The sequence below is a fragment of the Acrocarpospora macrocephala genome, assembly GCF_009687865.1.
Taxonomy (GTDB): Bacteria; Actinomycetota; Actinomycetes; order Streptosporangiales; family Streptosporangiaceae; genus Acrocarpospora; species Acrocarpospora macrocephala.
Map to the genome: position 1 here is coordinate 39630 of NZ_BLAE01000048.1, position 23751 is coordinate 63380.

The 23751-nt window shown below is 72.3% G+C and carries 24 protein-coding genes; 6 read left to right on the plus strand and 18 right to left on the minus strand.

Features of this window, described 5'->3' with window-relative positions; translation table 11 throughout:
* Window positions 1-8: 8 nt before the first annotated feature.
* Window positions 9-1403, minus strand: a complete 1395-nt coding sequence (locus tag Amac_RS35815) for an SGNH/GDSL hydrolase family protein (RefSeq protein WP_246268942.1) — start codon at window positions 1401-1403, stop codon at window positions 9-11.
* A 373-nt stretch (window positions 1404-1776) separates the two neighbouring features.
* Here Amac_RS35815 and Amac_RS35820 point away from each other — a divergent pair, with 373 nt between their 5' ends.
* Window positions 1777-2646 (plus strand): LLM class flavin-dependent oxidoreductase, encoded by an 870-nt coding sequence (locus Amac_RS35820; RefSeq protein ID WP_155358856.1) that lies wholly within the window; start codon window positions 1777-1779, stop codon window positions 2644-2646.
* A 136-nt stretch (window positions 2647-2782) separates the two neighbouring features.
* A complete protein-coding gene (locus Amac_RS35825; RefSeq protein ID WP_155358857.1) occupies window positions 2783-4984 on the plus strand; it encodes a catalase in 2202 nt (733 codons plus the stop codon).
* Between the two features lie 3 nt (window positions 4985-4987).
* On the opposite strand, the gene Amac_RS55490 is transcribed toward Amac_RS35825, so the two are convergent.
* The 3 genes from Amac_RS55490 to Amac_RS35840 form a co-directional block, all read right to left on the minus strand.
* Window positions 4988-5710, minus strand: coding sequence for an SRPBCC family protein (locus tag Amac_RS55490; protein WP_218041486.1), 723 nt, complete (start codon window positions 5708-5710; stop codon window positions 4988-4990).
* On the minus strand, window positions 5707-6294 hold the full coding sequence (locus tag Amac_RS35835; RefSeq protein ID WP_174900267.1) for an ArsR/SmtB family transcription factor: 588 nt from the start codon (window positions 6292-6294) through the stop codon (window positions 5707-5709). The genes Amac_RS55490 and Amac_RS35835 overlap by 4 nt, the downstream gene beginning before the upstream one ends.
* 113 nt (window positions 6295-6407) lie before the next feature.
* A complete protein-coding gene (locus Amac_RS35840) occupies window positions 6408-6860 on the minus strand; it encodes an Lrp/AsnC family transcriptional regulator (RefSeq protein ID WP_155358858.1) in 453 nt (150 codons plus the stop codon).
* Window positions 6861-6963: 103 nt separating this feature from the next.
* On the opposite strand from Amac_RS35840, the gene Amac_RS35845 reads away from it, so the two are divergent.
* The gene (locus Amac_RS35845) at window positions 6964-7581 is read left to right on the plus strand and encodes a LysE family translocator (protein ID WP_155358859.1); all 618 of its coding nucleotides are present in this window, start codon (window positions 6964-6966) and stop codon (window positions 7579-7581) included.
* On the opposite strand, the gene Amac_RS35850 is transcribed toward Amac_RS35845, so the two are convergent.
* The gene (locus tag Amac_RS35850) at window positions 7559-8206 is read right to left on the minus strand and encodes a TetR/AcrR family transcriptional regulator (protein ID WP_218041487.1); all 648 of its coding nucleotides are present in this window, start codon (window positions 8204-8206) and stop codon (window positions 7559-7561) included. The genes Amac_RS35845 and Amac_RS35850 overlap by 23 nt on opposite strands.
* A gap of 109 nt (window positions 8207-8315) precedes the next feature.
* On the opposite strand from Amac_RS35850, the gene Amac_RS35855 reads away from it, so the two are divergent.
* Window positions 8316-9242 (plus strand): NADP-dependent oxidoreductase, encoded by a 927-nt coding sequence (locus Amac_RS35855; RefSeq protein ID WP_155358861.1) that lies wholly within the window; start codon window positions 8316-8318, stop codon window positions 9240-9242.
* Between the two features lie 40 nt (window positions 9243-9282).
* Window positions 9283-11868, plus strand: coding sequence for a helix-turn-helix transcriptional regulator (locus Amac_RS35860; protein ID WP_155358862.1), 2586 nt, complete (start codon window positions 9283-9285; stop codon window positions 11866-11868).
* A 6-nt stretch (window positions 11869-11874) separates the two neighbouring features.
* Here the strand turns inward: Amac_RS35860 and Amac_RS35865 are convergent, their stop codons facing one another.
* The 10 genes from Amac_RS35865 to Amac_RS35910 form a co-directional block, all read right to left on the minus strand.
* Window positions 11875-12807, minus strand: a complete 933-nt coding sequence (locus tag Amac_RS35865; RefSeq protein ID WP_170322823.1) for an ACP S-malonyltransferase — start codon at window positions 12805-12807, stop codon at window positions 11875-11877.
* Window positions 12792-13379 (minus strand): malonate decarboxylase holo-ACP synthase, encoded by a 588-nt coding sequence (locus tag Amac_RS35870; RefSeq protein WP_155358864.1) that lies wholly within the window; start codon window positions 13377-13379, stop codon window positions 12792-12794. Before Amac_RS35870 ends, Amac_RS35865 begins: the two co-directional genes overlap by 16 nt.
* Window positions 13370-14170: a biotin-independent malonate decarboxylase subunit gamma gene (mdcE, locus tag Amac_RS35875; RefSeq protein WP_155358865.1), complete on the minus strand. Its 801-nt coding sequence runs from the start codon at window positions 14168-14170 to the stop codon at window positions 13370-13372. Before mdcE ends, Amac_RS35870 begins: the two co-directional genes overlap by 10 nt.
* Window positions 14167-14988: a biotin-independent malonate decarboxylase subunit beta gene (gene mdcD, locus Amac_RS35880; protein WP_155358866.1), complete on the minus strand. Its 822-nt coding sequence runs from the start codon at window positions 14986-14988 to the stop codon at window positions 14167-14169. Before mdcD ends, mdcE begins: the two co-directional genes overlap by 4 nt.
* The gene (locus Amac_RS35885) at window positions 14985-15290 is read right to left on the minus strand and encodes a malonate decarboxylase subunit delta (RefSeq protein ID WP_155358867.1); all 306 of its coding nucleotides are present in this window, start codon (window positions 15288-15290) and stop codon (window positions 14985-14987) included. The genes mdcD and Amac_RS35885 overlap by 4 nt, the downstream gene beginning before the upstream one ends.
* Window positions 15278-16147, minus strand: coding sequence for a triphosphoribosyl-dephospho-CoA synthase (locus tag Amac_RS35890; RefSeq protein WP_155358868.1), 870 nt, complete (start codon window positions 16145-16147; stop codon window positions 15278-15280). The genes Amac_RS35885 and Amac_RS35890 overlap by 13 nt, the downstream gene beginning before the upstream one ends.
* Entirely contained in the window at window positions 16116-16487 is a 372-nt protein-coding gene (locus Amac_RS35895; RefSeq protein WP_155358869.1) for a malonate decarboxylase subunit alpha, read from the minus strand. The genes Amac_RS35890 and Amac_RS35895 overlap by 32 nt, the downstream gene beginning before the upstream one ends.
* 8 nt (window positions 16488-16495) lie before the next feature.
* Complete coding sequence (locus Amac_RS35900) at window positions 16496-17266, minus strand: GNAT family N-acetyltransferase (RefSeq protein ID WP_155358870.1); 771 nt, start codon at window positions 17264-17266, stop codon at window positions 16496-16498.
* A gap of 87 nt (window positions 17267-17353) precedes the next feature.
* Window positions 17354-19126: an acetyl/propionyl/methylcrotonyl-CoA carboxylase subunit alpha gene (locus Amac_RS35905; RefSeq protein ID WP_155358871.1), complete on the minus strand. Its 1773-nt coding sequence runs from the start codon at window positions 19124-19126 to the stop codon at window positions 17354-17356.
* Between the two features lie 14 nt (window positions 19127-19140).
* Window positions 19141-20670, minus strand: a complete 1530-nt coding sequence (locus Amac_RS35910) for an acyl-CoA carboxylase subunit beta (RefSeq protein ID WP_155358872.1) — start codon at window positions 20668-20670, stop codon at window positions 19141-19143.
* A gap of 92 nt (window positions 20671-20762) precedes the next feature.
* Here Amac_RS35910 and Amac_RS35915 point away from each other — a divergent pair, with 92 nt between their 5' ends.
* Complete coding sequence (locus Amac_RS35915; protein ID WP_155358873.1) at window positions 20763-21425, plus strand: TetR family transcriptional regulator; 663 nt, start codon at window positions 20763-20765, stop codon at window positions 21423-21425.
* Here the strand turns inward: Amac_RS35915 and Amac_RS35920 are convergent.
* Genes Amac_RS35920 through Amac_RS35930 form a run of 3 tightly spaced genes read right to left on the minus strand, consistent with a single transcriptional unit; the run spans window position 21394 to window position 23748 of the window.
* Entirely contained in the window at window positions 21394-22392 is a 999-nt protein-coding gene (locus Amac_RS35920; RefSeq protein ID WP_155358874.1) for a zinc-dependent alcohol dehydrogenase, read from the minus strand. The two genes, Amac_RS35915 and Amac_RS35920, sit on opposite strands and share 32 nt — an antisense overlap.
* Window positions 22385-22735, minus strand: coding sequence for a hypothetical protein (locus tag Amac_RS35925; RefSeq protein WP_155358875.1), 351 nt, complete (start codon window positions 22733-22735; stop codon window positions 22385-22387). Before Amac_RS35925 ends, Amac_RS35920 begins: the two co-directional genes overlap by 8 nt.
* Window positions 22732-23748, minus strand: a complete 1017-nt coding sequence (locus tag Amac_RS35930) for a phosphotransferase family protein (RefSeq protein WP_155358876.1) — start codon at window positions 23746-23748, stop codon at window positions 22732-22734. Before Amac_RS35930 ends, Amac_RS35925 begins: the two co-directional genes overlap by 4 nt.
* Window positions 23749-23751: the final 3 nt, after the last annotated feature.

Genomic DNA, 23751 nt, shown 5'->3' on the forward strand with positions numbered 1-23751 from the left:
GACCGGGCCTAGTCGAAGCCGAAGCCCCAGGGGAGCGGTTCGCGGTGGAAGAGCCGGCTCGGGACGGCGTCGGCGATCGCCTTGTAGCCGGTCGGGTTCAGGTGCAGGTGGTCGCCGACGTCGTAGGCCGGGAGGAGCTGCCGCGGGTTGGCCGGATCGCGCGTGGCCCGGTCGAGGTCGATCACGGCGTCGAACCTGCGGCTGGTGCGGATCCAGTCGTTGACCGTCTGCCGGGCCGCCTCCCGGAATCCCTGCGCGTCGTCGTAGGCGGTGTTGGCGCCGAACGGCGTCAGCGTCGCGCCGTACACCCGGATCCCGTGGGCGTGGGCCCGGACGATCATCTGGTCGTAGGCTGTGATCAGGTCGGCGGCGACCTGCTGCTGGGCGGCCTGGGTGGCCTCGGCCGTGCCGATGTCGTTGACGCCCTCGAACAGGATCAGCCACTCGACCCCGCTCTGCGCCAGCACGTCGCGGTCCAGCCGGCCCAGGGCGTTGGGCCCGAGCCCGTCGTTCAGGACCCGGTTGCCGCCGGCGGCCTGGTTGAGCACCGCCACGTTCGCCGTGTCCTGGCGGGCGTGCAGGCGGTCGAGCAGCTGGTCCGGCCAGCGGTCGTTCATGTTCGTGGTCGAGCCGCGCCCGTCGGTGAGCGAGTCGCCCACGACGGCGACCGCCGCGGTCGTGCTCTTCGACCACACCTCCACGCCGCTGAGGAAGTACCAGTGGTCGGTACGGGTCGCCCCCACCAGATCCGCCGCCCCGACGTGATCACCCGCCAGCAGGTACGACGAGGTCCGGGAACCGGGATGCGAGGTGATGTTGTTGGAGTTCTGCCCCTGGGCCAGGTACAACGTCACGGTGAGGTTGGAGCGCGGGGTCACGGTGAAGTTCAGCGGGTCGGAGACCACCTGCGCGCCGACCGGGACGACCACCGAGGACCGGCCGCTGAACGTGACCGGCCGGATGGTCGCCGGCAGGACCGCGCTGACGCCCGCCTGCCCTCCGGCCGGCAGCGCGATGGTCACCTGGGTGATGGGCAGCGCCGTACCCCCGAAGGCGTTGGAGAAGCGCAGCCGCATCTGCTGCCCGCCGACCGAGGTGTGTACGGTCTGCCGCAGCGTGGCGTCGGCGAGCACCAGGTTGTCCTGCGTGAACGGCGCCGGGGGCAGGTTGCCCGGCTCGGTCAGCTGGGGCATCGACACCCAGGTGTTGACCCAGTGCCCCGCCATCTTGGGCGAGACGCGCGCCGGATCCTGTGCGCGGCCCTGCGCGCCCAGGGCGCTGAAGGCCGGCGCCGCCACGACGACGGCCACCGCGACGACCGCGGCGATCATGACCCGGACGAGCTGCGACATCCGTTCGGCCGGCTGGGCGAGCACGGCCGGGTACGGCCGGGCCCGCCTCACCGGCCGACTCCACGGCGCCGGGGGGAGTGCAAAGGTTTCATCGCTGACCCTCCATCAACTCTGTTCCTGACGACGATCGGCCCCGAAAAGTTTCTGACCAGTTCGGAAATATTTCGGAGGCAACGTACGACGCCTGGATCACCCGGTCAATGGGCTCCCCGCCACCAAGCGGAGCTCGCCCGCGAGGCCCTAGCGGCGGCCACCACGCACAGCCTCGGCTCCGGCGAGGTTAGGCCCACTGTGATGAGCGAGCCCGACCCGGCGGCCGCAGATCCTCCGTCCCGTGAAACGTTCACCCCCGATGACACGCGAGCAAGATCTTTGGGGGCCGGGAGTGCCGTGGATAGAGTTGCCGTAATCACGGGGGTGCGAAATGAACGTCGGCCTTGGCCTGCCCATCGGCGATCCGCGGACGCTGCTCGACTGGGCCCGGCGGGCCGACGCCGGGCCGTTCAGCACGATCGGCCTGCTGGACCGTCTGGTCTACGACAACCCCGAACCCCTGGTGACGCTGGCGGCACTCGCGGGCGCCACCACGCGCATCCGGGTGCAGACGGGGGTGCTGATCGCCCCGATGCGGCAGCCCGCCCTGATGGCCAAGCAGGCCGCGACGCTGGATCGCCTCTCCGGCGGCCGTCTCACGCTCGGCATCGGGCTCGGGGCCCGGCGGGACGACTACTTGGCGGCGGGAGTGGAACTGCGCGGCCGGGGCGCGCTGCTGGATGAGATCATGACCGTGCTGCGCCGCGTCTGGTCCGGCGGGCCGTACGGGGTTGGAGTGGGGCCGATCGGGCCCGCGCCCGCGCGCGAAGGCGGCCCCGAGGTGCTGTTCGGCACCTTCAGTCCGGCCGGGATCCAGCGGATCGCCCGCTTCGGGGACGGCCTCCTGTGCTCGGCGCCGCCGGCCGAGATGACGCGCCTGTTCCGCGCCACCGAGCAGGCCTGGCAGGCGGCCGGCCGCGACGGGCGCCCCAAGCTGGTCGCCCAGGTCAACGCCGCCCTCGGCCCGGATGCCGTCATCGAGGAGGCGCGCGGCCAGCTCCACCGCTACTACAGCGGACCCCAGTTCCTGAACGCGCCGGATGACTACGCCGACAGCACCGTGCGGCGAATGCTCGGCACGCGCGACCAGATCCACGATGCCCTCGGCCGGGCGCGCGACATGGGAGCCGACGAGGTCATGTTCTACTGCTGGTCCAAGGACGTGGATCAGGTCGACCGCTTCGCAGACGTGATGCCGTGATTGCTCAAGGCGTGCTCATCGGACGATGCGATCTTCGCATGGGCCGGCCAATTCCGGCGTAGCAGCGCTCCCACGCCGGTTCAAAGCGACACTTGTGGGCATTCGTGACTCCCAGTCATAAAAAGGAAGAGGAGTCATGAAGAAGCCGATTATTCCTGGACGGCCGGGTGGGGAAGCGCCCCAGGTTGAGGAGCCCACGGAGCCGCGGGAGCCGCTGCCGCCCAAACCCGACCAGCGGGGCCCGGACTCCTACAGCCCGACCGGGCAGGCCACCGGAATGCCCGCCGAGTTCCGGGCCCAGCGCGGCGCGTACCTGACGACCGCGCAGGGACTGCGGCTGCCCGACACCGACCATTCCCTCAAAGCGGGCCCGCGCGGCCCGGTGCTCCTGCGCGACCACCACCTGCGAGAGAAGATCACCCACTTCGACCACGAACGTATCCCGGAGCGCGTCGTGCACGCCCGCGGCGCCGCCGCGCACGGCGTCTTCCGCGGGTACGGCAACGCCGCCGCCATCACCAAAGCGGCGTTCCTGGCCAAGGGCGAGGAGACCCCGGTCTTCGTCCGCTTCTCCACCGTACTGGGCTCGCGCGGCTCGGCCGACACCGTGCGCGACACCCGCGGCTTCGCGACCAAGTTCTACACCAGCGAGGGCGTCTTCGACCTGGTCGGCAACAACATCCCAGTGTTCTTCATCCAGGACGCGATCAAGTTCCCGGATGTGATCCACGCCGCCAAACCGCAGCCCGACCGGGAGATCCCGCAGGCCCAGAGCGCGCACGACACGTTCTGGGACTTCGTCTCCCTGCACACCGAGGCGACGCATCACACCCTGTGGAACATGTCCGACCGGGGCATCCCGCGCTCGTTCCGGACCATGGAGGGGTTCGGGGTGCACACCTTCCGCCTGGTCAACGCCGACGGCGGGACGTCGCTGGTCAAGTTCCACTGGAAGCCGAGGATGGGCGTGCACTCGCTGGTGTGGGAGGAGGCGCAGCTGATCAACGGCATAGACCCGGACTTCCACCGCCGCGACCTCGCCGACGCGATCGAGGCGGGGGCCTTTCCGGAATGGGAGTTCGGCGTGCAGGTCTTCCCCGACACGCCGGAGCAGACCTTCGAGGGCATCGACCTGCTGGACCCCACCAAGATCGTCCCCGAGGAGCTGGCGCCGGTCCAGCCGATCGGGCTGATGACCCTCAACGCCAACCCGGTGAACTATTTCGCCGAGACCGAGCAGGTGGCCTTCCACGTCGGCCACCTGGTGCCGGGCATCGACGTCACCGACGATCCGCTGCTGGCCGGGCGGCTCTTCTCCTACCTGGACACCCAGATCACCCGCCTGGGCGGGCCCAACTTCGCGCAGCTACCCATCAACCGGACCCACGCCCAGGTCAACGACCTGCTGCGGGACGGCATGCACCAGACCGCCGTGCACGCGGGGGCGGCGCCGTACCGGCCGAACTCGCTGGACGGCGGGTGCCCGTTCCAGGCGGGGACGGCGGCGGGCGGGTATGTGGAGACGCCGGTTCAGGTGGCCGCGGCGCCGCGGGTGCGGGCGGCTCCGGCGTCGTTCGACGATCATTTCAGCCAGCCGAGGATGTTCTGGCTGAGCCTGTCGCCGGTGGAGCGGGAGCACGTGATCGCCGCCTACACCTTCGAGCTGAGCAAGGTCTACGAGCCGGCGATCAGGGAACGCGTGGTGCGGGTGCTGGGCGGGATCGATCCGCGGCTGAGCGCCCAGGTGGCCGAAGGGCTCGGGCTGCCCGCGCAGGAGCAGCCGGGCAAGCCGGCGTCGGTGTCGGCCAGTCCGGCGCTGTCCCAGATGGGCGGGACCTGGCCGATCACCGGGCGGGTGATCGGCATCGTGGCCGGTGACGACGATCTCGACGCCGTACGCCGGGTGCGGCAGGAGGTGTTCGAGGCGGGGATGGTGCCGCTGGTCGTCGCGGCCAGCGGGGGCGTGCTCCCCGGCGGGGGCGATCCGGTCCCGGTGCAGCGGACGTTCGCGGCGGCCCGGTCGGTGGAGTTCGACGCCCTGCTGGTGGCCGGCGCGCCCGGTCCCGGCAAGGACGCGCGCGGTGTCCGGGACGCGAAAGCCGCCAACGGCAAGGCCGCCATGGTGATCGATCCGCGGGTCCTGCTGATGCTGCACGAGGCGTACCGGCATGCCAAACCGCTGGGCGGCTGGGGCGACGCGGCGACCGCGTTCGACGTGGCGGGCATCGCCACCGACGCGCCCGGGATCGTCATCGGCTCCGACGCGGCAGCCGTGCTGGGCGAGGTGACCGAGCTGCTCACGCGGCACCGCGTCTGGGACCGGTTCCCGGCGGCCTGATCGTCAGCCGAAGCGCTCGGCCGTCCAGGCGTCCCACGCGGCCTGCTCGTCGCGGCCCGCGAAGTTCTGGTGGCCGAGCACGAGGGCGTCGCCGCGGTCGGACCCGGAGTGGATGAACCGGTACAGGCCCTCGCCGGTCCGCACGCCCAGGTTGACGGGCAGGTTCGCGTAGAAGACGACCCCGGCGGAGCCGTCCGGAAGCCGGACGGCCGCGCCGTCGGCGACCTCGGGCGTGACGCCCAGCGACTCGGTGACGACCTTCCAGACGGCGTCGGGGCCGCCCGCTCCGGGCCGGAAGACCGTGGTGACCGACGGGGCGCGGCCCGCGAAGTGCGCGAGATACTGGCTGAGGGTCTCCAGGTAGATGGGCCAGCCGGCCTTCATCGCCTCGAACTCGGTCTCCCAGTCGTCGCCGAGCATGCCGCTGTGCACCAGCCGCAGCACGGTCGTGCCGCCGCCACGCCCCTCTATGAGGTATTCCATCGCCATGAAGCGGCCGTCGGGGGCTTCATCACTGCGGGTCGCGAAGCGGCTGCCCGGCTCGTAAGCGGTGATCGTGGACTGCTCGGTGTGGCCCAGCATCGTGAACGCGGCGCGGCCGTCGGCGAACTGGGTGCGCCCCATGAACCAGGAGTCGACGCCGGGACCGGTCGCGATCGCCTCCCAGACCTGCTCGGGCGTGGCGGCGAGCTCGATCTCCTGGCTCAGCTCGAACGGGTGCGTCATCGGGCGTCCTTCACGCTCGGGTGGACGGCGACGACGATCCGGTGATCGCGGCCGTGCTCGGCGGCCTCGTCATGGTACCGGGACACCAGGGCCGCGACGGCCCCGGCGAGCTCCTCGGCGAACGCGGCCCGGTCGGCGGCCGAGGCGAAGCGCACCTCGCCGTCGATCGCGAAGGTCGCGACCCGCTTGCGCGCCCGGGCCGCGCCGGTGATGAGCGCCCCGACGTCGCGGACCAGCCGGGCCGCGACGGCCAGCAGCCAGCTCGCCGACAGCTGGTCGGGGGAGCGGGCCGGGTCCGGCTCCAGCGACCCCAACGCGGCCGGGGAGATCACGTAGGAGGCCGCGGTCGCCCGCATGATGCGCTCGTGCACGTTGCCCTTGCGCCGCTCCTCGATCATCTCGACGAGCCCGTGCGCCTCCAGCGTCTTCAGGTGGTAGTTGACCTTCTGCCGGGGCAGGCCGACCTTGGCGGCCAGCATGGTCGCGGACCCGGGCTCGCTCAGCTCGGCCAGCAGCCGGGCCCGGATGGGCGCCAGCGACACCTCGGCGGCGGCCGGGTCCTCGATCACGGCGATGTCCTGCATAACTCGCAGGCTACCTCCGACAAATTTTTCTGTCAAGGAAACCCTATTCACCGGACAGACTCGCGGCCTCGGCGCGCCCGCTCGTACCGGCGGGGATGACCGTGCCGAAGTGCTCAGGTGGGCAGGGGGCGGTCGTTCACCACGTGCTTCATCACGAGGGTGGAGTTCAGTCGCTGCACGCCCGGGAGCGCGGACAGCACGTCGTCTTCCAGTTCCTGGTAGGCGGTGAGGTCGGCGGTGATGACGCGGAGCAGGTAGTCCGGGTCGCCGAACAGGCGCTGGGCCTGGACGACCTCCGGCACCCGGGCCACCGCCGCCTCGAAGCCCAGCAGGGTGTCGCGGTCCTCCTGGCGCATGGTGACGAACACCAGCGCCTGGAACGTCAGGCCGAGCGCGGCGGGGTCCACGATCGCGCGGTAGCCGCGGATCGTGCCGCCACGCTCCAGTTCCCGCAGTCGGCGGTGGCACGGCGAGACGCTCAAGCCCACCCGCGCGGCCAACTCCGTGATCGTCAGGCGGCCGTCCTCCTGAAGGACAGCAAGAATCTTCCGGTCGATCGCGTCCATTTGGAAGATTCTCCCACATGAGCGGCTTGGCGAAGTGAAAGTTGGAAGCACTTTCGGGCTGATCGAAACTATTCTTCTCCCATCGTCCGCCAATGGGGGATTTATGGCCGCCAGTTCCGTGCTCGCCTTCTGGGCGGTCGCGCTTCTGCTCATCGTGGTGCCGGGCGCCGACTGGGCGTTCACCATCAGCGCCGGGTTGCGCCGCCGGTCGGTGTATCCCGCGGTGAGCGGACTGGTCGTCGGCTACGCCGCGATCACCCTCATCGTCGCGGGCGGCGTCGGCGCCCTGGTCGCCGGAAACCCGGCCATCCTGACCGGTCTCACCCTGGTCGGCGGCCTCTACCTGATCTGGCACGGCACGACGACCTTCGCCCACCCCGCCGAACCCGCCACCCCGGCCGACGGCCTGACCGGCACCGACTGGAACACCTTCCTGCGCGGGATCGGCGTCAGCGGTCTCAACCCCAAAGGCCTGCTGATCTTCCTCGCCCTGCTCCCGCAGTTCACCGACCCGCGCGGCCCCTGGCCGATCGCCGCGCAGATCAGCGTGCTCGGCCTGGCCTTCATGACCACCATCGGCCTGTTCTACCTCGGCATCGGCCGGCTCACCCACACCGTCCTGTACGGCAGGCCCGCCGCCGCACGCCTGATCAGCCGCCTGTCCGGAGCCGCCATGATCGGCATCGGCGCCTGGCTCCTCATCGACCACCTGCTGAACTGAACGGAACCGCCGCGCGGTGCAAGCTGAGGGCCGCTGCCGGTGGCAGGGGCTCGGGCGGATCGACCGGATGCGCGCGGAGGGACTGGAGCAGCAGAGCCACGAGCCGGCGGGACGCCGCCACGGTCGCGTCGAGGGACGCGGCGCTGATGCCGCCGTTGGCCATGATCAGAAGCTTGAGGTCGTCATGCGTGAAGTCGGCGCGCAACTGCCCGCTCTCCTTGGCGCGCCGCGTCAGCTCGGCGAAACCGCGCACGTTGTGGTCGAGCTCCCGGCCGAAGTCGATCGCGTCGGGGAACGCCCCCAGGAACGCCGCGGTGAAACCCCTGTCGACGGCCTGCATGGCGCACGCCTTCTCGATGACCGCGCAGAATCCGCGCCACGGGTCCGGGTCGGCGAGGGCCTCGTCGACAGCCGCCACGCAGGTCGCCACCTGCTCGGCGAACACCTCGGTGATCAGCGATTCCTTCGTGGGGAAGTGGCGGTAGAGCGTCGCGGGCCCGATGCCGGCGCGCCGGGCGATCGCGCGCATCGGCACGTCAAGACCGAGCGCCGCGAAGGTCTCGCGGGCGACCTCGACGATGCGGTCGCGGTTGCGTCGCGCGTCGACGCGCAAGGCAGCTGGCATCCGAGAAGCATCGGCGGTCATATCTCTCACTTTACCGCAAACGGACGGGGTGTTCCGATTCCCTTGCTAGCGTCCAGGACAACGGGAACACCTCGTCGGAAGGCACGGCATGTTCGCTCTGCAGTACTCGCGGTTCGGCCCTTCCGACGTGCTCACCGTCGGCGAAGCGGCCGAGCCGCACGCCGGGCACGGCGAGATCCGCATCGCCGTCCGGGCCGCCGGCGTCGCGCCCGCCGACTGGAAAGTGCGCTCCGGCATGCCTCCGGGCCGCCCGCCGCTCAACTGGCCGCACATCCCCGGTGTGGACGCCGCGGGCGTTGTCGACCAGATCGGTGCCGGCGTCACCGGCGTCGCGATCGGCGAGGCCGTCTTCGGGCTGGTCGACATCGCCAAGCTCGGCGGCGCGTCCGCCGAGTTCGCCGTGCTCAAAGCGTGGGCCGCCAAGCCGGACGCGCTCAGCTGGGAGCAGGCCGGCGGCGCGGCGACCAGCGTCGAGACCGCCACCCGCGCCTTGACCGTGCTGGGCGTCACGGCGGGCACGACACTGCTGATCGAGGGCGCGGCCGGAGGCGTCGGCACCGCGACCGTGCAGCTCGCGGTCGCCCGCGGGGCCACCGTCATCGGCACGGCCGGCCCGGGCAACCACCAGTTCCTGGCCGGCCTCGGCGCCACGCCCACCACCTACGGCGCCGGCCTCGCCGAGCGGGTCGCGGCGCTGGCGCCCCGCGGCGTCGACGCGGTGCTCGACGCCGCGGGCTCCGGCTCGCTGCCCGATCTGGTCGCCGTCGCCGGTGACGCCGCCCGGGTCCTGTCGGTCGCCGATCTGAACGCCCACCAACACGGCGTACGGCTCTCCTACATCGGCAGCGGCGACGAGCCAGGCTACGCGGGCCTGGCCGTGGCGGCCGCCCTCGCCGCCGAGGGCCGGTTCACCGTGCCGCTGCACGCGGTCTTCCCGCTCAAGGACGCCGCGAAGGCCCACGACCTGAGCGCCACCGGCCACGCCCGCGGAAAGATCGTGCTGACTGTGCCGTGATGAGCGATCGCTCCGGCCGTAGTATCGGCGGGAGGGCGCTGTGGACGTATGGCCGTTCGTGGGCAGGCGGGCCGAGCGGGAGTGGGCCGTGGCGACGCTGCGGCGCGGCAACGTGGTGATCGCCGGGGCCGCCGGGGTGGGGAAGAGCCGGCTGGCGAGCGAGGTCGCCACGGCGTTCGACGCGACCGTGCACGTGCGTGGGACGCGGGCGGCCCGGGCCTTGCCGCTGGGGGCGTTCGCCCCGCTGCTTCCCGAGGGTGAGCCGGGTTTCAATCCGCTCCGGTGGGCGGCGGGGGCGATCCTGTCCCGGGCGCCGTCGTTGCTGGTGGTGGATGACGCGCACCTGCTGGACGCCTCGTCGGCCGCGCTCACGCACCAGCTGGCGGATGCCGTCCGGGTGCTGGCGACCGTACGGGCGGGAGAGGAATGCCCGGATTCGGTGACCGCGCTGTGGGAGGACGATCTGGGCAGCCGCCTCGATCTGGCCCCCCTCACGGACACGGAGACGGCGGCGGTTCTCGCCTCCGTCCTGGGCGACCAGGTGGATCCACCCGCGGCGGCGCGGCTGCACACGCTCAGCCAGGGCAACGTGCTGCTGCTGCGCGAGCTGGTCACCGCCGCTCTGGAGGGCCAGGTTCTGGTCCGGCCCGACGGCCTGACCTGGCGGCTGGAGGGCGAGGTGCCCCGGGCGCCGCGCCTGATGGAGATGATCGAACGCCGGATGGGCCGGTTCGGCGACGCCGTCACCTCGGTCCTGGAGCTGGTCGCCCTGGCCGAGCCGATCGGCCTGGCCCCGCTGGCCGCGCTGACCGGCGGCGACGCGATCGAGGAGGCGGAGTCCCGCGGCCTGGTCGAGGTCGTCTCCGACGGCCGCCGCGCCGCCGTCCGCCTGGCCCACCCCCTGTACGGCGAGGCGGTGCGGCTCCCCGTCACGCGCCGGAGGCGCCGCTACGGGGAGCTGGCCGACGCGCTCCAGGCGACCGGCGCCCGCCGCCGCGAGGACGTGCTGCGGATCGCGGTCTGGCGGCTGGAGAGCGGCACCACCCCCGACCCGGCCCCGCTGGTGCGCGCCTGCCGCCTGGCCTGGGCCTCCCATGACTTCCCGCTGGCGATCCGGCTGGCCAGAGCCGCGCTGGCCCGCGCGGGAACCGACGAGGACCGGGTCGACGCCGCCATCATGCTCGGCACCCTGCTCAACTACTCGGGCCAGCCCGCCGAAGCGGAGACCTTGATCGCCCAGCTGCCCGCCGTCGCCGTCGCCGTCGACGAGCGGCGGCGCACCGAGCTCGCCCTCACCCGGGCGTGGAGCCTCGCGCTGGGTCTTGGCCGCGTCGAGGAGGGCATGGAGCTGCTGTCCCGGACCCGGGAACAGATCACGCAGGTCGCCTTCCGGCAGGACCTGTCCACGCTGCTGATCATGATCATGTCCGCGCGCACCGGGTTCGAGGAGCTGCTGGGGCACATCAACGCGTTGCTGGCGGAACCGCCGGTCACCGCCGCCGTACGGGCGCAGGCGCTGAACTGCCGGGCCCTCACCCTCGCCACGATCGGCCGCTACCACGAGGCGGGGGCCGACATCGCGGCGGCCGTCGGCGATCACGCGAACTGGGTGGACGCCGTGCCCGTGATCCTGCTGCCCCTGCACGCGAACTGGTCGCTGAACCGGATGATGCTGGGCGACGTCGACGGCATGGAAGCGGCCATGGACAACCTGGCGGAACTGGTCGGGTCGGGCCACGGGTTCTCGTACGCGGCCCAGGCCCTGGCCCTGCACCGCGCGATGGCGGCCCGGCTGCGGGGCAGGTTCACCCAGGCCGCCAGGCTGCTCCAGGCCGCCCGGCGGCTCCCGGGCGACGACGCGCTCACCGGCCTCCTCGTGATCGAACACGCCTACGTGCTGGCCTTGCGGGGCGACGGGCCCGCCGCGAGGACGGCCTTCGACGAGGGCGTCACCGCGTACACCCGGCTTGGCGGCCTGGTCGACATGTTCCGCTACCTGACCGAACCCTGGGTCATCGCCGCCTCCGGCGAGCTGCGCAAAGGCGCGGAGTTCGCCCTGGTCACCGCGGACGTGGGCCGGGGGATGGGCGCCGTGGCCTTCGAAACCCACGCCCTGCACACCGTGGCCCGCCTCGGTTTCGCCGAACGCGCCGCCGACCGTCTCGCCGAGCTCGCCTCGGCCCAGGACGGCGACCTGGCCTCCCTCTTCGCCGTGCAGGCGCGCGCGTCCGCCGTCCAGGACGCTCCCGCGCTGGAACGGGTGACGTCCGAATTCACCAGGCTCGGCCTGCTCCCGTACGCGGCCGAGGCCTGCGCCCAGGCCGCCCAGGCGTGGGAGCACGCCGGCCGCCACGCCTCCGGCCGCGCCGCCGCCAGCCGCGCCTGGCTGCTGGCCGCCCGCTGCGACGGCCTGCGCACCCCGGCCGTGGCCCACCTCACCGCTCCCGGCCTGACCCGCCGGGAGGCCGAGATCGCCCGCCTGGCCTGCACCGGCCTGCCCAGCAAGCAGATCGCCGAACGCCTGTTCCTGTCCCCCCGCACGGTCGACAACCACCTGCAGAACGTGTACGCCAAACTCGGCGTCTCCAACCGCTCCGACCTCAGGCGCGTGCTGCGCCCCGACTGATCCCGATCAAAGCAGGCCTCGCGCGAGGGTCGCCGCGTCGGTGACGCGGGTGTCGGCGAGGGTGATGACACGGGTACGGGGGTGGGCGGCCTGCGCGGTTCGGGCCAGGACGTGGCCCGGTGGGGTTTGGATGAACAGGGTCGTGCCGAGTTCGCCGAGCAGGGCGATGCCGTCGCGCCATCGCACCGTGGTGGCGACGCCGCGGGCGAGATCGTCCAGGACGGCGCCGGGGTCGTGGAGGAGCCGGCCCGTGGCGCCGCCGAGGAAGGGGTGGAGGAGGGGGCGGCGGGGGAGTGCGGCGAGGTGGTCGGCCATGGCGTCGGCGACCGGGGTGAGGAGCGGGCAGTGGGAGGGGACGCTGACGTTCAGGCGCTGTACGCGGCGGGCGCCGGCCTGGGCCGCCGCGGTGGTGAGGCGTTCCAGGGCGGTGACGCTGCCGGAGACCACGGATTGGTGGTCGGTGTTGACGATGGACAGGTAGGCCGGTTCGTCGTGGGTGGTTACCGAGTCGACCAGTCGCCGGACCTGGGGGACGCTCAGTCCCAGGACGGCCGCCATGCCGTATCCGGACGGGTAGGCGTCGCGCATCAGCTCGCCGCGGTGGCGTACGGACTGGAGGGCTTCGGCGAACGTCAGCGCTCCGGCGGTGACGGCGGCGGGAAAGGCTCCGGAGGAGTGGCCCGCCACCGCGCCGGGAGTGACGCCTTCGGCGAGCAGGGCGTTGGCCGAGGCGACTCCGGCGACGCAGAGCGCCACCTGGGCGGTGACGGTGGACGTCAGCGCGTCCGCGCCGTCCTGGTGGGCCGAACCGGGCAGGATTCGCTCGGCCTCGGCGAGGGTCGCCGTGACGGCGGGGTGATCGGGCAGGTCGTGGAGCATCCCGGGGCGCTGCGAGCCCTGGCCCGGGTAGAGGAACGCGACTCTTATCCGGGAGCCCATGGGTCTTTCACCAGGTGCGGGCCGCGTTCGGTGCGGGCCATCGCGAGACCGCCTGGGCGGGCCCATTCGGTCAGGCTGACTCCGCCACGGGGAGTCTCCAGCTGGCAGTCGACGGGGACCCCTGCGAAGGCCGTCACCAGACGCGCGGCCTGGGCCCGCTCCAGCCTGCGTGGTGCCCGGAGCAGCAGGTCCAGATCGCTGCCGGGATGGGTGACCGGCCGTCCGGTGGCCAGTTCGAAGCCGACACTGCCGACCGGCCCCCAGACGGCGTCATCCCCGAGTTCGGCCGCGACGACGGAGAGCGCGGCGGCGAGCCGGGGGAGGCGGGGCCGCCGTTCCCGCAGATCCTCCGGCCGCACCACGCGGATGATCGAGTCCGGTGAGACGAGGGCGGCGTGCCGCTGCCATCGTTCGGTCCCGCGCACCCCGACGGGGATCAAGCCCGAGGTGTACGGTGCCCGCCGGACGACTCCCCACGGGCAAGCGGCAAGCGACTCGCGCGCCCAATCGGGGAGCCCGTCGATGGTGACGTCGAGCCGGAGCAGGTCGTGCGGGCGCACGATCACCCCCATTGGGCGGTCATCGCCTCGCGAACGCGCAGGGACGCGCCCCGGGTTCGCCGCGCGCCGGGAGAGGTGAGACGGTTGCTCAGATCGCGCGGACCGCGGCGGGCTCGCGCTACGGCCGAGACGAGCGCGTCCTTCACCTTCCGGACATCGGCGCCGTCCGGCTCGTCGGCGTTCCCGACCTCCAGCAGGTCGTCGCACAGGCCGAGCTTCGCCCAGTCGGCCACGTCGTAGGAGAGCGGAGGAACCCGCCGGGCCAGCTCGTCGAGCTCCGCCACGCTCCGCAAGGTCACCCTCGCCGCGGCTTCCCTGTGCATGGCGTGAACCACCACCCCCGGATCGTTGAGCGCCAGGATCTGGTTCGCCTGGAAACCATGCGCGAGGAACCCGCCCGACAGCGCCGTGCCCACAATGAGCGCGACTACGGGATGCCCGGCGGTGCGAGCACGCGCATAGGCGTCAACGGTGACAGCCAGCGCGTGATGCAGCCCGAGCAGCTCCTCCACGCGCCCGTACGCCTGGCTGGGCAGATCGACGACGGCGACGATCGGACGCCGCCGATCTTCGGGCAGGTGCGCGCCCGCGACTCCCGCCACCGCCTCGGCGAGCGCGTATGCCTCACGGAGACCGACCTCCCCCTTCCGCGCCCGGTGGTACGGACTCCCCGGGTCCGGCACGACGGCGATCAGGCGAGCGACGTCCTCACCCAGCCTGGCGTCCGCCGTGATCACCGACGGGACCACCGGGCTCACCTCGCCATCGGCCAGCGCCCGAATCCAGTTCCTGCCTCGGCTCATCCCCGACCCCAAACAGCCGCCAAATCGCCCGGCTTCGGCGGATCGGCCGGGTCGACAGCGGCAAGGAGCGCCCCCAGCTCGCCGATCCGTTGGGAGCGATGCTCGGCGGGCACTCCACATCCCACGGCCTCGATCACGGCCGAGCGGATGGCGGCCACGTCGTCGGGAACCAGCACGTCCGCCAGGCCGGTCCTGGTGCGTTGCGTGCCGCCGTCGATCGACCAGATCATCGTGTGGTCGGAGGCGTCGAACTCGGCGACCCCGGCCTCGGACTCGATCACCTGGGGACCGTCCAGCCCGAGACGGCCCTCCCTGGTCATGATCAACTCGGTGCACAGCCCGGCCGCGATGCTCATCCCGCCGAAACAGCCCAGCATCCCGGCGATGACCCCGACGACAGGCTGGAGCGCACGTAACTCCAGCAGCGCTGAGCACACCTCCGCCACCGTGGCCAAGCCCAGATTGGCCTCCTGCAGCCGCACCCCGCCGGTCTCCAGCAGCAGAACTGCGGCCGTCGGAACACCCGCGCGGCTGTCCCGGGCGGCCAGCGACAGCGCTGTGGCTAGCTTCATGCCGGAGACCTCGCCGATGCCGCCGCCCTGGAAAGCCTGCTCGATGCCGATCACGACCGCGGATCGCCCGTCCAGCTTGCCCCGCACCACGACCACACCGTCATCGGACTGCGGAACGACATCCTGAGGTTCCAGCCATGGCGACTCGATACGTTCGAACGGACCGCACAGTTCACCGCCGGTGCCACCGTCGAGCAGCGCGAACGCGCGCCCCCTGGCGTCCAGCTCGATGAAACTGAACCTCATGCGCTGCCCTCCTCCATGCTTTCCTCGACCGCCTGCCGCAGCCGCAGCGTGACCACACCGGGAGTCGCCCCCGAGTCGTTGAGCTCGAACCCCGCGGCCACCCGATGGCGGGCGAAGAAACGCTCCAGCACGACCCGCCACACCGTGTCGAACCCATCCACGCTGGTACGCACGCGCACCCGCGCGACACCAGCCGGCCCCGGCGTCATCAGCACCTCCAGATCCCCCGAACCGGCCACCCCCACGTGCGCCCGCCGCGCCGGCGGCCGGTCGGCGGGAAACTCGAAGTTCAGCGTCTGCACGAGACCACCCCCGGCTCGGCTCCGGCGACGGACCCAGGCCACGGCACCAGGTCAAGGAAGAGCCCTGCGGCCAGCAGGTCACCGCTCCCGCCCGGCGACAGCCGGCCCGCCCGCAACCGCCCGTCCAGCTCCAGGTGGGCGGCCCGGCCGGAGCCCGTCCCCGCGCCTCCCTCGGCCAGGACGCGGGCGGCGCCGAGCCGTACCACCCGGAGCCCCTCAAGGCCGCCGCGATGCAGCACGCAGGTGTCGTCCAGGAGGCTCATCACCGCCAGCAGCGCGTCCAGCCGGGCCACGTCCTCGGCGAGCCCGGCCGCCCGGCCCGCGCGCAGCCGCGGCAACGCGACCTCGACCACGTGGGGGAAACCGGCCGCCGCCTCGGCGCGAGCACCGCCCACCCGGAATCGCCGCCGTACCCGCTCGCCGTGGGAAACCGGCACGTCCCCGTCCGGGATGGCGGCCAGCCTGGCCGCACGACCTACGGCCTCCGTCTCGTCGTCGGCGGTGGCGGCGCCCGCGACCAGCAGCCCGAGCGCCCACAGCGCCCCCCGGTGGGTGTTCACCCCACGGGTGACCCCCAGCATGACCCGCTCACCCGCCCGGCCCAGCCGCCCCAGCTCCGCACGAAGCCCGGCCCCAACCGGCATCCGCCGCGCCGCCCGCGCGAGAGACCGGAAGACGGGCCGCAGCGCCTCGGCGGAGGCCAGCATGAGCGGCAGATCCATGTCGTCGTGCGCGCCGCGGCCCCGATGGTCGACCAGCCCAGGTTTTGGCCCCAGGCGCGCCTCCGCGCACAGGGCCTGGACCGCGAGATCGGCCAGCATCGGATCACCAGGTCCTGAACCGGGCAGGCGGGTCATACAGACCTCCCGACCAGTCGACCAGATCCTCGATGCTGCGGGCTGCCAGCAGGGAGCGCTTCGCCTTCCGCACATCCACCTTCAGATCCTCGGGCAGCGCCACCAGACCGTCGCGGCGCAGCGCCTCGACGCGCCGCTCGTCCAGGCCCCGCCCGACCGGGGTGGCGCCCGCGATCGCGGCCAGCGCCTCGCGCCGCTCGGCCAGCGCCTCGCGCCGCTCGGCCAGCGCCTCGCGCCGCTCGGCCAGGCCGGAAGCCTTGTACAGGTACGCCACGCCCTCCTCGGTCACCACATGACTGACGTCCGCGCCGTAGATCATGACCGGGGGGATGGGCTCCATTCGGTTCGTCAGGAGATGTGTTCTCGCGTGCGGTAGTGGTAGCGGCACAGTTCGGTGAAGCCCGCGCGCTCGTACAGCCGTAGAGCCGGGGCGTTGTCCCGCACGACCTGGAGATACATCTGGCCGGCGCGCTGGCTGCCGGCCCAGCCCGCGAGGGCGGCCAGCACGCTCGCGGCGGCGCCTTGCCCGCGCGCCTCGGGAAGGGTGGCCATGCTGAACACGCCCGCCCAGCCACTGTCGACGACCGCGCGGCCCACGGCGACGACGCGGTTCCCGTCAACCACACTGGCGTAGACGCTCGGTAGTTCCACTCTGCTGAGCATGTCCCACTCGGGACCGGGGTCGCCGCCGTGCACGGCATGCCAGGCCTCGAACCACGCGTCCGTCGGGCGCTCGTCCAACCCTCCGCGCACCGGCCCCGCCGTCCGTGCCACGACGGAGGAGGTCACCGCCGACTGCAACGATATCGAGTATTCGCGGCGATAACCCCGCTCCGCCAAGGCGGCGTCGAGCTCGGCCGGGGAGGCACCCGGGGTGACCTGAAACCGCGTGGCTGCGCCGTGCGCGGTGTAGAACTCCTCAGCGAAACCGATCCTGCGGGACAGATCCGCGGACGTGGCGTCGCCGTGGGCCAGCACCGTCCCGGCCCACCACGCCCCGCAGTCCACGCGGCGCAGCCACCAGCCATCGAGATCATCGACAGACAGCGGCGGCATGGCCCGGGCCGCTCGTTCCTGCAGACCTTTCACCAGTTCGGGGGCGATGAGTGATGCGGACATGGCACTCACTCCTATCACGAGATCATGAACCCCGCTGATAGACGAACGACCTACGCGCTGCTGCGCACGTGCGACGACGACTTCGACCTACCGGCGGTCGCCCCCGTCTGACGGCGGGTCCTTGATCTCGCAGATGGCCGCGCCCGCCGCCACCGTGGCTCCCACCTGGGCGGACATGCCGACCACGATTCCGGTCTTGTGGGCGGTGAGGGGCTGTTCCATCTTCATGGCCTCAAGGACGACGATGATGTCCCCGGCGGCCACCTCGTCGCCTTCGGCGGCCAGCACCTTGACGATGGTGCCCTGCATGGGGCTGACCAGGGAGTCCCCGCTCGCCGCGGCTTTCGCCGGGCCGGTGCCGCCGCGCCTGCGCGCGGGAGTGGCCCGGTTCGCGGTCGGCGGGCCGCCGATGCCTGCGGGCAGTACGACCTCCAGGCGTTTGCCCCCCACCTCGACGGTGATCCGCTCACGTTCGGCGGGCTCCTCGGCGGCGGCGGTCTGGCCCGCGTACGGAGCGATCGTGTTGTCGAACTCGGTCTCGATCCAGCGGGTGTGGACGGTGAAGGGTTCGCCGGTGAAGGCCGGATCCGTCACCACGGCCCGGTGGAAGGGCAGCACGGTGGGCATGCCGTCGATCTCGAACTCGGCCAGTGCCCGGCGGGCGCGTTCGAGCGCCTGGGCTCGGGTGGCGCCGGTCACGACCAGCTTGGCGATCAGCGAGTCGAACGAGCCCGGCACGGTTTCGCCCTGCTCGTAGCCGGAGTCCAGGCGGACGCCCGGGCCGGAGGGGGCGCGCCAGCGGGTGATGGTGCCGGGGGCGGGCAGGAAGCCGCGCCCGGCGTCCTCGGCGTTGACGCGGAACTCGAGGGAGTGGCCGCGCGGCTCCGGGTCGCCGTAGCCGAGTTCCTCCCCGGACGCGACGCGGAACATCTCCCGTACCAGGTCGACGCCGGTGACCTCCTCGGTGACCGGGTGCTCCACCTGCAGGCGGGTGTTGACCTCCAGGAAGGAGATCGTGCCGTCCTGGCCGACGAGGAACTCGCATGTCCCGGCCCCGACGTAGCCGGCCTCGCGCAGGATCGCCTTGGAGCTGTCCCGGAGCAGGGCTTCCTGCGCGGCGGTGAGGAACGGCGCGGGCGCCTCCTCGACCAGCTTCTGGTGGCGGCGCTGCAGGGAGCAGTCGCGGGTGGAGACCACGACCACGTTGCCGTGCGCGTCGGCCAGGCACTGGGTCTCCACGTGCCGGGGCCGGTCCAGGTAACGCTCCACGAAGCACTCGCCCCGGCCGAACGCCGTCACCGCCTCGCGGACGGCGCTGTCGTACAGGTCGGGGATCTCCTCGGCGGTGCGCGCCACCTTCAGGCCGCGCCCGCCGCCGCCGAAGGCCGCTTTGATCGCGATGGGCAGGCCGTGCTCGGCGGCGAAGGCGATCACCTCGGCCACCCCGGAGACGGGGTCGGGGGTGCCCGCCACGAGCGGGGCGCCGACGCGCTGGGCGATGTGCCTGGCCTGGACCTTGTCGCCGAGCGCGGTGATCGCCGCGGGCGGCGGCCCGATCCAGACCAGCCCGGCGTCGATGACCGCCTGGGCGAAGCCGGCGTTCTCCGCCAGGAAGCCGTACCCGGGGTGCACCGCGTCCGCGCCGGACCGCGCCGCCACCTCGATGATCTTGTCGATGTCGAGGTAGGTCTCGCCCGGCGTGGCGCCGCCCAGCGCGTACGCCTCGTCGGCCATGCGGGCGAACAGCGCGTCGCGGTCCTGGTCGGCGTAGACGGCCACGCAGCCGATGCCGGCGTCCCGGCAGGCGCGAATGACCCGGACGGCGATCTCGCCGCGGTTGGCGACGAGCACCTTGCGCATGGTCGTGGATCCTTTCACAGGGGGATGTTTCCGTGCTTCTTGGGCGGCAGCGCGTCCCGCTTGCCGCGTAGCAGCCGCAGCGCGCGGGTGACCTCGCGGCGGGTCTCACTCGGCGCGATCACCGCGTCCACGTACCCGCGTTCGGCCGCCAGGTATGGCGTGGCGAGGGTGTCCTCGTACTCACGCACCAGCTCGGCCCGCAGGGCGTCGGGGTGGTCGACCGCGGCCAGCCGCTTGCGGTGCAGGAGGTTGACCGCGCCCTGGGCGCCCATCACCGCGATCTGCGCGCTGGACCAGGCCAGGTTGACATCCGCGCCCAGATGTTTGGAGCCCATCACGTCGTACGCCCCGCCGTACGCCTTGCGGGTGATCACCGTGACGAGCGGCACCGTGGCCTCGCCGTAGGCGTACAGCAGCTTGGCCCCGCGCCGGATGATGCCGTTCCACTCCTGCTCGGTGCCGGGCAGGAAGCCGGGCACGTCCACGAGGGTGAGCACGGGGATGTTGAAGGCGTCGCAGGTGCGTACGAACCGGGCCGCCTTCTCCGAGGCGTCGATGTCCAGCGTGCCGGCCAGCATCAGCGGCTGGTTGGCCACCACGCCGACCGGCTGGCCTTCGACGCGCCCGAAGCCGACCACGATGTTGGGCGCGAACAGCGCCTGCACCTCCAGGAACTCGCCGTCGTCGAGCAGGGCGGCGATGACGGTGTGCATGTCGTAGGGCTGGTTCGGGGAGCCGGGGAGCAGCGAGTCCAGGGCCAGGTCGCTGGCGGAGATCTCCAGGTCCGCCGCTAACCCGGAGTACGGCGGCTCGTCCAGGTTGTTCCGCGGCAGGTAGGACAGCAGGGCCCGGGCGTAGTCGAGCGCGTCGTCCTCGTCGTGCGCCAGGTAGTGGGCGTTGCCGCTGCGGCTGTTGTGCACGCGGGCGCCGCCCAGGTCCTCGAAGGTGACGTCCTCGCCGGTGACCGTCTTGATGACGTCCGGTCCGGTCACGAACATGTGGGACGACTCGTCCACCATGATCGTGAAGTCGGTGAGGGCCGGGGAGTAGACGTGACCGCCCGCGCACGCGCCCATGATCAGGGAGATCTGCGGGATCACGCCGGAGGCGCGGATGTTGCGGCGGAAGATCTCGCCGTACAGGCCGAGGGAGACCACGCCCTCCTGGATGCGCGCGCCCGCGCCCTCGTTGATGCCGATGATCGGCGACCCGGTCCGCATGGCCAGGTCCATGACCTTGCAGATCTTCTGGCCGTACACCTCGCCCAGGCTGCCGCCGGACACGGTGAAGTCCTGGGAGAAGACGCAGACCTGGCGGCCGTCGATCGTGCCGTGGCCGGTGACCACGCCGTCGCCGTAGCCGAGGGTGCCCCGGGCCAGGGCGTCCAACTCGGCGAACGAGCCGGGGTCCAGCAGGCGCTCGATCCGCTCCCGGGCGGTGAGCTTGCCCTTGGCGTGCTGCTTGGCGGCCGCCCGGGCTTCGCCGTCGTGGACCGCCTCGTCCAGGCGCTCCCTGAGGCGGGTGAGGGTGCCATGCGGTTCCATCGATCACCATATCTGCGTTGGTACTCAGTTTCACAATGACGATACTCAGTCCTCTGTGCGGGGACAAGCCCGGGGTCCGCGAGAATGGCCGCGTGCCCAAACCGCCTATCAGCCAGCGCCTCGCCGAAGCCGCCGTGGCGCTCTTCGACGAGAACGGCTACGACGAGACCACCGTCGACGACATCGCGGCCCGGGCGGGGGTGAGCCGCAGCACGTTCTTCCGCTACTACCGGTCCAAGGAAGACGCGATCTTCCCCGACCACGACACCCTGCTCGCCTCGGTCGACGCCCGCCTGCGCTCCTCGACCGCCGACACGGCGATCGTCGCCATCATCGACGCGGTCCGCATCGTGCTGACGCACTACGTGGACGACGCGGAGGTGTCCTTGCGCCGCTATCGCCTGGTCGGCCGCGTGCCCGCGCTACGCACCAGGGAGATCGCCAGTGTGGCCCGCTACCAGCGGTTGTTCCGCGAGTTCGCCGGCGCGTGGCTGGCCGGATCGCCCGACGCCGACCTGCGCGCCGAGCTCGTGGCCGCCGCGGTCGTGGCCGCGCACAACCAGGTCCTGCGCGGGTGGCTGCGCAGCGGCGGCACGTACGACCCTTTCGGCCCCCTCGATCACGCCTTCCGGTATGTGATCGCCACCTTCCGCGAGCAGCCGCGGGAGGACGCCGACGAGGTCGTCGTGGCGACATTCCGCCGCTCGGCCTCTCCGCAGGCGGTCATGGCGGCCATCCAGCAGCACCTGGAGTGATGGCCACCTTGACCGCGTCCTGATCGTCAAGGGCGTATGCGAAGGCGGCGTTGATGCCGGTCAGCGGGAAGGTTCGGGTGACTGCGGCGCCGAGGCGTACGGCGTGGGTGTTGATGAGGGTGGCGGCTTGGTGGAACTCTTCGGTGCGGTAGCCGAAGGAGCCGTGGATCTCGATCGGGTGGGGGAGGGGCGGCAAGGGGGCGGGGCCGAGGGCGGCGACGGCGATGTGGCCGTGCGGGGCGGTGGATTCGACGGCCAGGCGGAGCGCCGCGGGTGTGCCCGCCGCGACGATGGTCCACGGGAACGCGCCGATCGGCTCGCCGGGACGGTAGACGGCCTGGGCGCCCGCGGCCAGGGCGGTCGCGTGGCGCGCGGGCCGGGGTTCGACGACGGTCACCTTCAGGTGGCGGGCGTGCGCCGCTGCGATCACGCATAGGCCGAGCGGGCCCGCGCCGACCACCAGCAACGCGTCGCCGGGCCGGGTGTCGCCGAGCGCGGCCACGCAGTGCAGGGCGACCGCCAGGGGCTCGGCCCAGATCGCGTCCAGAATCGGGACGTCGGCGGCCAGCAGGATCACGTCGCCGGGTTCGAGATCGCGCAGGATGAGCTCCTCGGCGTACCCGCCGGGACGCTGGAAGGACAGGGTGAGCTCGCGGGACCGGTCGCACAGCTGGGTGCTGCCCTGGGCGCAGTACCAGCAGCGTCCGCACGAGCGCATCGGGCGGACCATGACCCTGGCGCCGACCGGCAGGGCGCCCGCTTCGGATACGCGGGCCACGATCTCGTGGCCGAGCACCTGGTCGGGGGCGGCGTCTCCGGCGCGGAAGGTCGCCAGGTCCGAGCCGCAGATCCCGACGGCCAGCACGTCCATGCGCACGTCGGCGGGGCCCAGGGAATGCGCGGGTCCCGGCGTGACCTCGAACCGCCGGGGCGCGGCCAGCAGCGCGCGCTTCGGTCCCTCACTCATCCCAGCCTCCGATGACGGTCACCTCTCGGGCGACCAGCGTGTCCAGGCTGGGCATGACGGTCTCGGCCGCGAGGGACGCCACCCGGCCGCCGCGCCGTACCCAGCGGGCGGCCAGATCCAGCCGCCCCCGCACCGACACCACGACGTCGGCGCGCCCGCTGCCGCCGCGCGCCTCCAGCGCCGCGCGCGCCGCCGCGAGGGTCGGACCCTCGCCGTCGAGGAGCTCGTCCGCGCCGTACGCCGAGGTGAATCCGGCCGCCACGAGCCCGGCCAGCAGCCCCGGCAGCTCCTCCGCCGGTCCCAGCACCAGCAGCACGTCCTCGACGTGCGCGAACTCCTTCATCGAACCTCCCTTGCCAGCAGCTCCTCGGCCCGGTCCAGCATGTACGGCGAGGCGTCGGCCAGCACCTCCCAGGCCGGATCGGGCCGCCGCCCGGTCCGATGCAGGCGCAGGCTCATCGCGGTGATACAACTGAGCCGGAACCCGGCCAAGGCCCGGAACCAGGCCAGATCCGGCACCTCCGGACCGCCCGCCGCGCGATACGCGCCCAGCAGGAACTCCGGCGAAGGCGACCACCGCGACCACTGATGCCGGGCCGGACCCCAGCTGCGCGGGTCGTACATCATGCAGATCCACCCGATGTCCACCCCCGCGCACCCGATCGAGGCGATCTCCCAGTCCAGCACCGCGGTCAGCCGCCCCTCGGCGAACAGCCAGTTGTTGGAGTAGAAGTCGCCGTGCACCACGCTCGTCTCGGCCATTTTCGGCATGCTCGCCACCAGCCGGTCCCTGAGCCGCAACCCGCGCTCGATCCAGCGCGGGTCGTCGGACTTGAGCAGGCTCGGCGTCCAGGAGTCGATCTCGCCGGCCAGATCCCGCGGGGTGCTCCACCCGGCCAGCTCGCGCCGCCAGTCCACCCGGTGGATCGCCGCCAGCACGCCCATCGCCTCCGCGAACACCGGCTCGAGCCCCGAGCCGTCGACCAGCTCGGCCGCCCCGGCATCGAACAGGTGCGTCGACTGCCCGCGCACGTGCTCCACCATGTGGTACGGCACGCCGAACCACGACTCGTCCGCGTCGAACCAGCGCACGCCGGGCACCGGCAGCCCGGCCCGTTTCATCGCGCGCAGCAGCGGCACCTGCCGCATCACGTCGGCGTTGCCCTGCCGCGCGACCCCGGGCGGGGCCAGCCGCACGACCAGCGCCTCGCGCTCACCTAAGTGTTCGACGTCGAAGCCGTAGCTGATCCCGGAGTTGCCCGGCATCCGGCGCACGCCGCCCACCACCGCGCCGGGACCGTAGTGCGCACGCGCCCACGCCTCCAGCCGCTTCGCGAAGACAGCATGATCGCTCACAGT

Bases quoted from the DNA above. Each gene is read 5' to 3' on its own strand.
- Amac_RS35905 (WP_155358871.1), bottom strand. From the start codon at position 19,126: ATGCGCAAGGTGCTCGTCGCCAACCGCGGCGAGATCGCCGTCCGGGTC.
- Amac_RS35920 (WP_155358874.1), bottom strand. From the start codon at position 22,392: ATGAGTGAGGGACCGAAGCGCGCGCTGCTGGCCGCGCCCCGGCGGTTC.
- Amac_RS35890 (WP_155358868.1), bottom strand. From the start codon at position 16,147: ATGACCCGCCTGCCCGGTTCAGGACCTGGTGATCCGATGCTGGCCGAT.
- Amac_RS35895 (WP_155358869.1), bottom strand. From the start codon at position 16,487: ATGGAGCCCATCCCCCCGGTCATGATCTACGGCGCGGACGTCAGTCAT.
- Amac_RS35855 (WP_155358861.1), top strand. From the start codon at position 8,316: ATGTTCGCTCTGCAGTACTCGCGGTTCGGCCCTTCCGACGTGCTCACC.
- Amac_RS35850 (WP_218041487.1), bottom strand. From the start codon at position 8,206: ATGCCAGCTGCCTTGCGCGTCGACGCGCGACGCAACCGCGACCGCATC.
- Amac_RS35825 (WP_155358857.1), top strand. From the start codon at position 2,783: ATGAAGAAGCCGATTATTCCTGGACGGCCGGGTGGGGAAGCGCCCCAG.
- Amac_RS35840 (WP_155358858.1), bottom strand. From the start codon at position 6,860: ATGGACGCGATCGACCGGAAGATTCTTGCTGTCCTTCAGGAGGACGGC.
- Amac_RS35865 (WP_170322823.1), bottom strand. From the start codon at position 12,807: ATGGGCTCCCGGATAAGAGTCGCGTTCCTCTACCCGGGCCAGGGCTCG.
- Amac_RS35925 (WP_155358875.1), bottom strand. From the start codon at position 22,735: ATGAAGGAGTTCGCGCACGTCGAGGACGTGCTGCTGGTGCTGGGACCG.
- Amac_RS55490 (WP_218041486.1), bottom strand. From the start codon at position 5,710: ATGACGCACCCGTTCGAGCTGAGCCAGGAGATCGAGCTCGCCGCCACG.
- Amac_RS35845 (WP_155358859.1), top strand. From the start codon at position 6,964: ATGGCCGCCAGTTCCGTGCTCGCCTTCTGGGCGGTCGCGCTTCTGCTC.
- mdcD (WP_155358866.1), bottom strand. From the start codon at position 14,988: ATGAGGTTCAGTTTCATCGAGCTGGACGCCAGGGGGCGCGCGTTCGCG.
- Amac_RS35910 (WP_155358872.1), bottom strand. From the start codon at position 20,670: ATGGAACCGCATGGCACCCTCACCCGCCTCAGGGAGCGCCTGGACGAG.
- Amac_RS35870 (WP_155358864.1), bottom strand. From the start codon at position 13,379: ATGGGGGTGATCGTGCGCCCGCACGACCTGCTCCGGCTCGACGTCACC.
- mdcE (WP_155358865.1), bottom strand. From the start codon at position 14,170: ATGAGCCGAGGCAGGAACTGGATTCGGGCGCTGGCCGATGGCGAGGTG.
- Amac_RS35835 (WP_174900267.1), bottom strand. From the start codon at position 6,294: ATGCAGGACATCGCCGTGATCGAGGACCCGGCCGCCGCCGAGGTGTCG.
- Amac_RS35820 (WP_155358856.1), top strand. From the start codon at position 1,777: ATGAACGTCGGCCTTGGCCTGCCCATCGGCGATCCGCGGACGCTGCTC.
- Amac_RS35900 (WP_155358870.1), bottom strand. From the start codon at position 17,266: ATGTCCGCATCACTCATCGCCCCCGAACTGGTGAAAGGTCTGCAGGAA.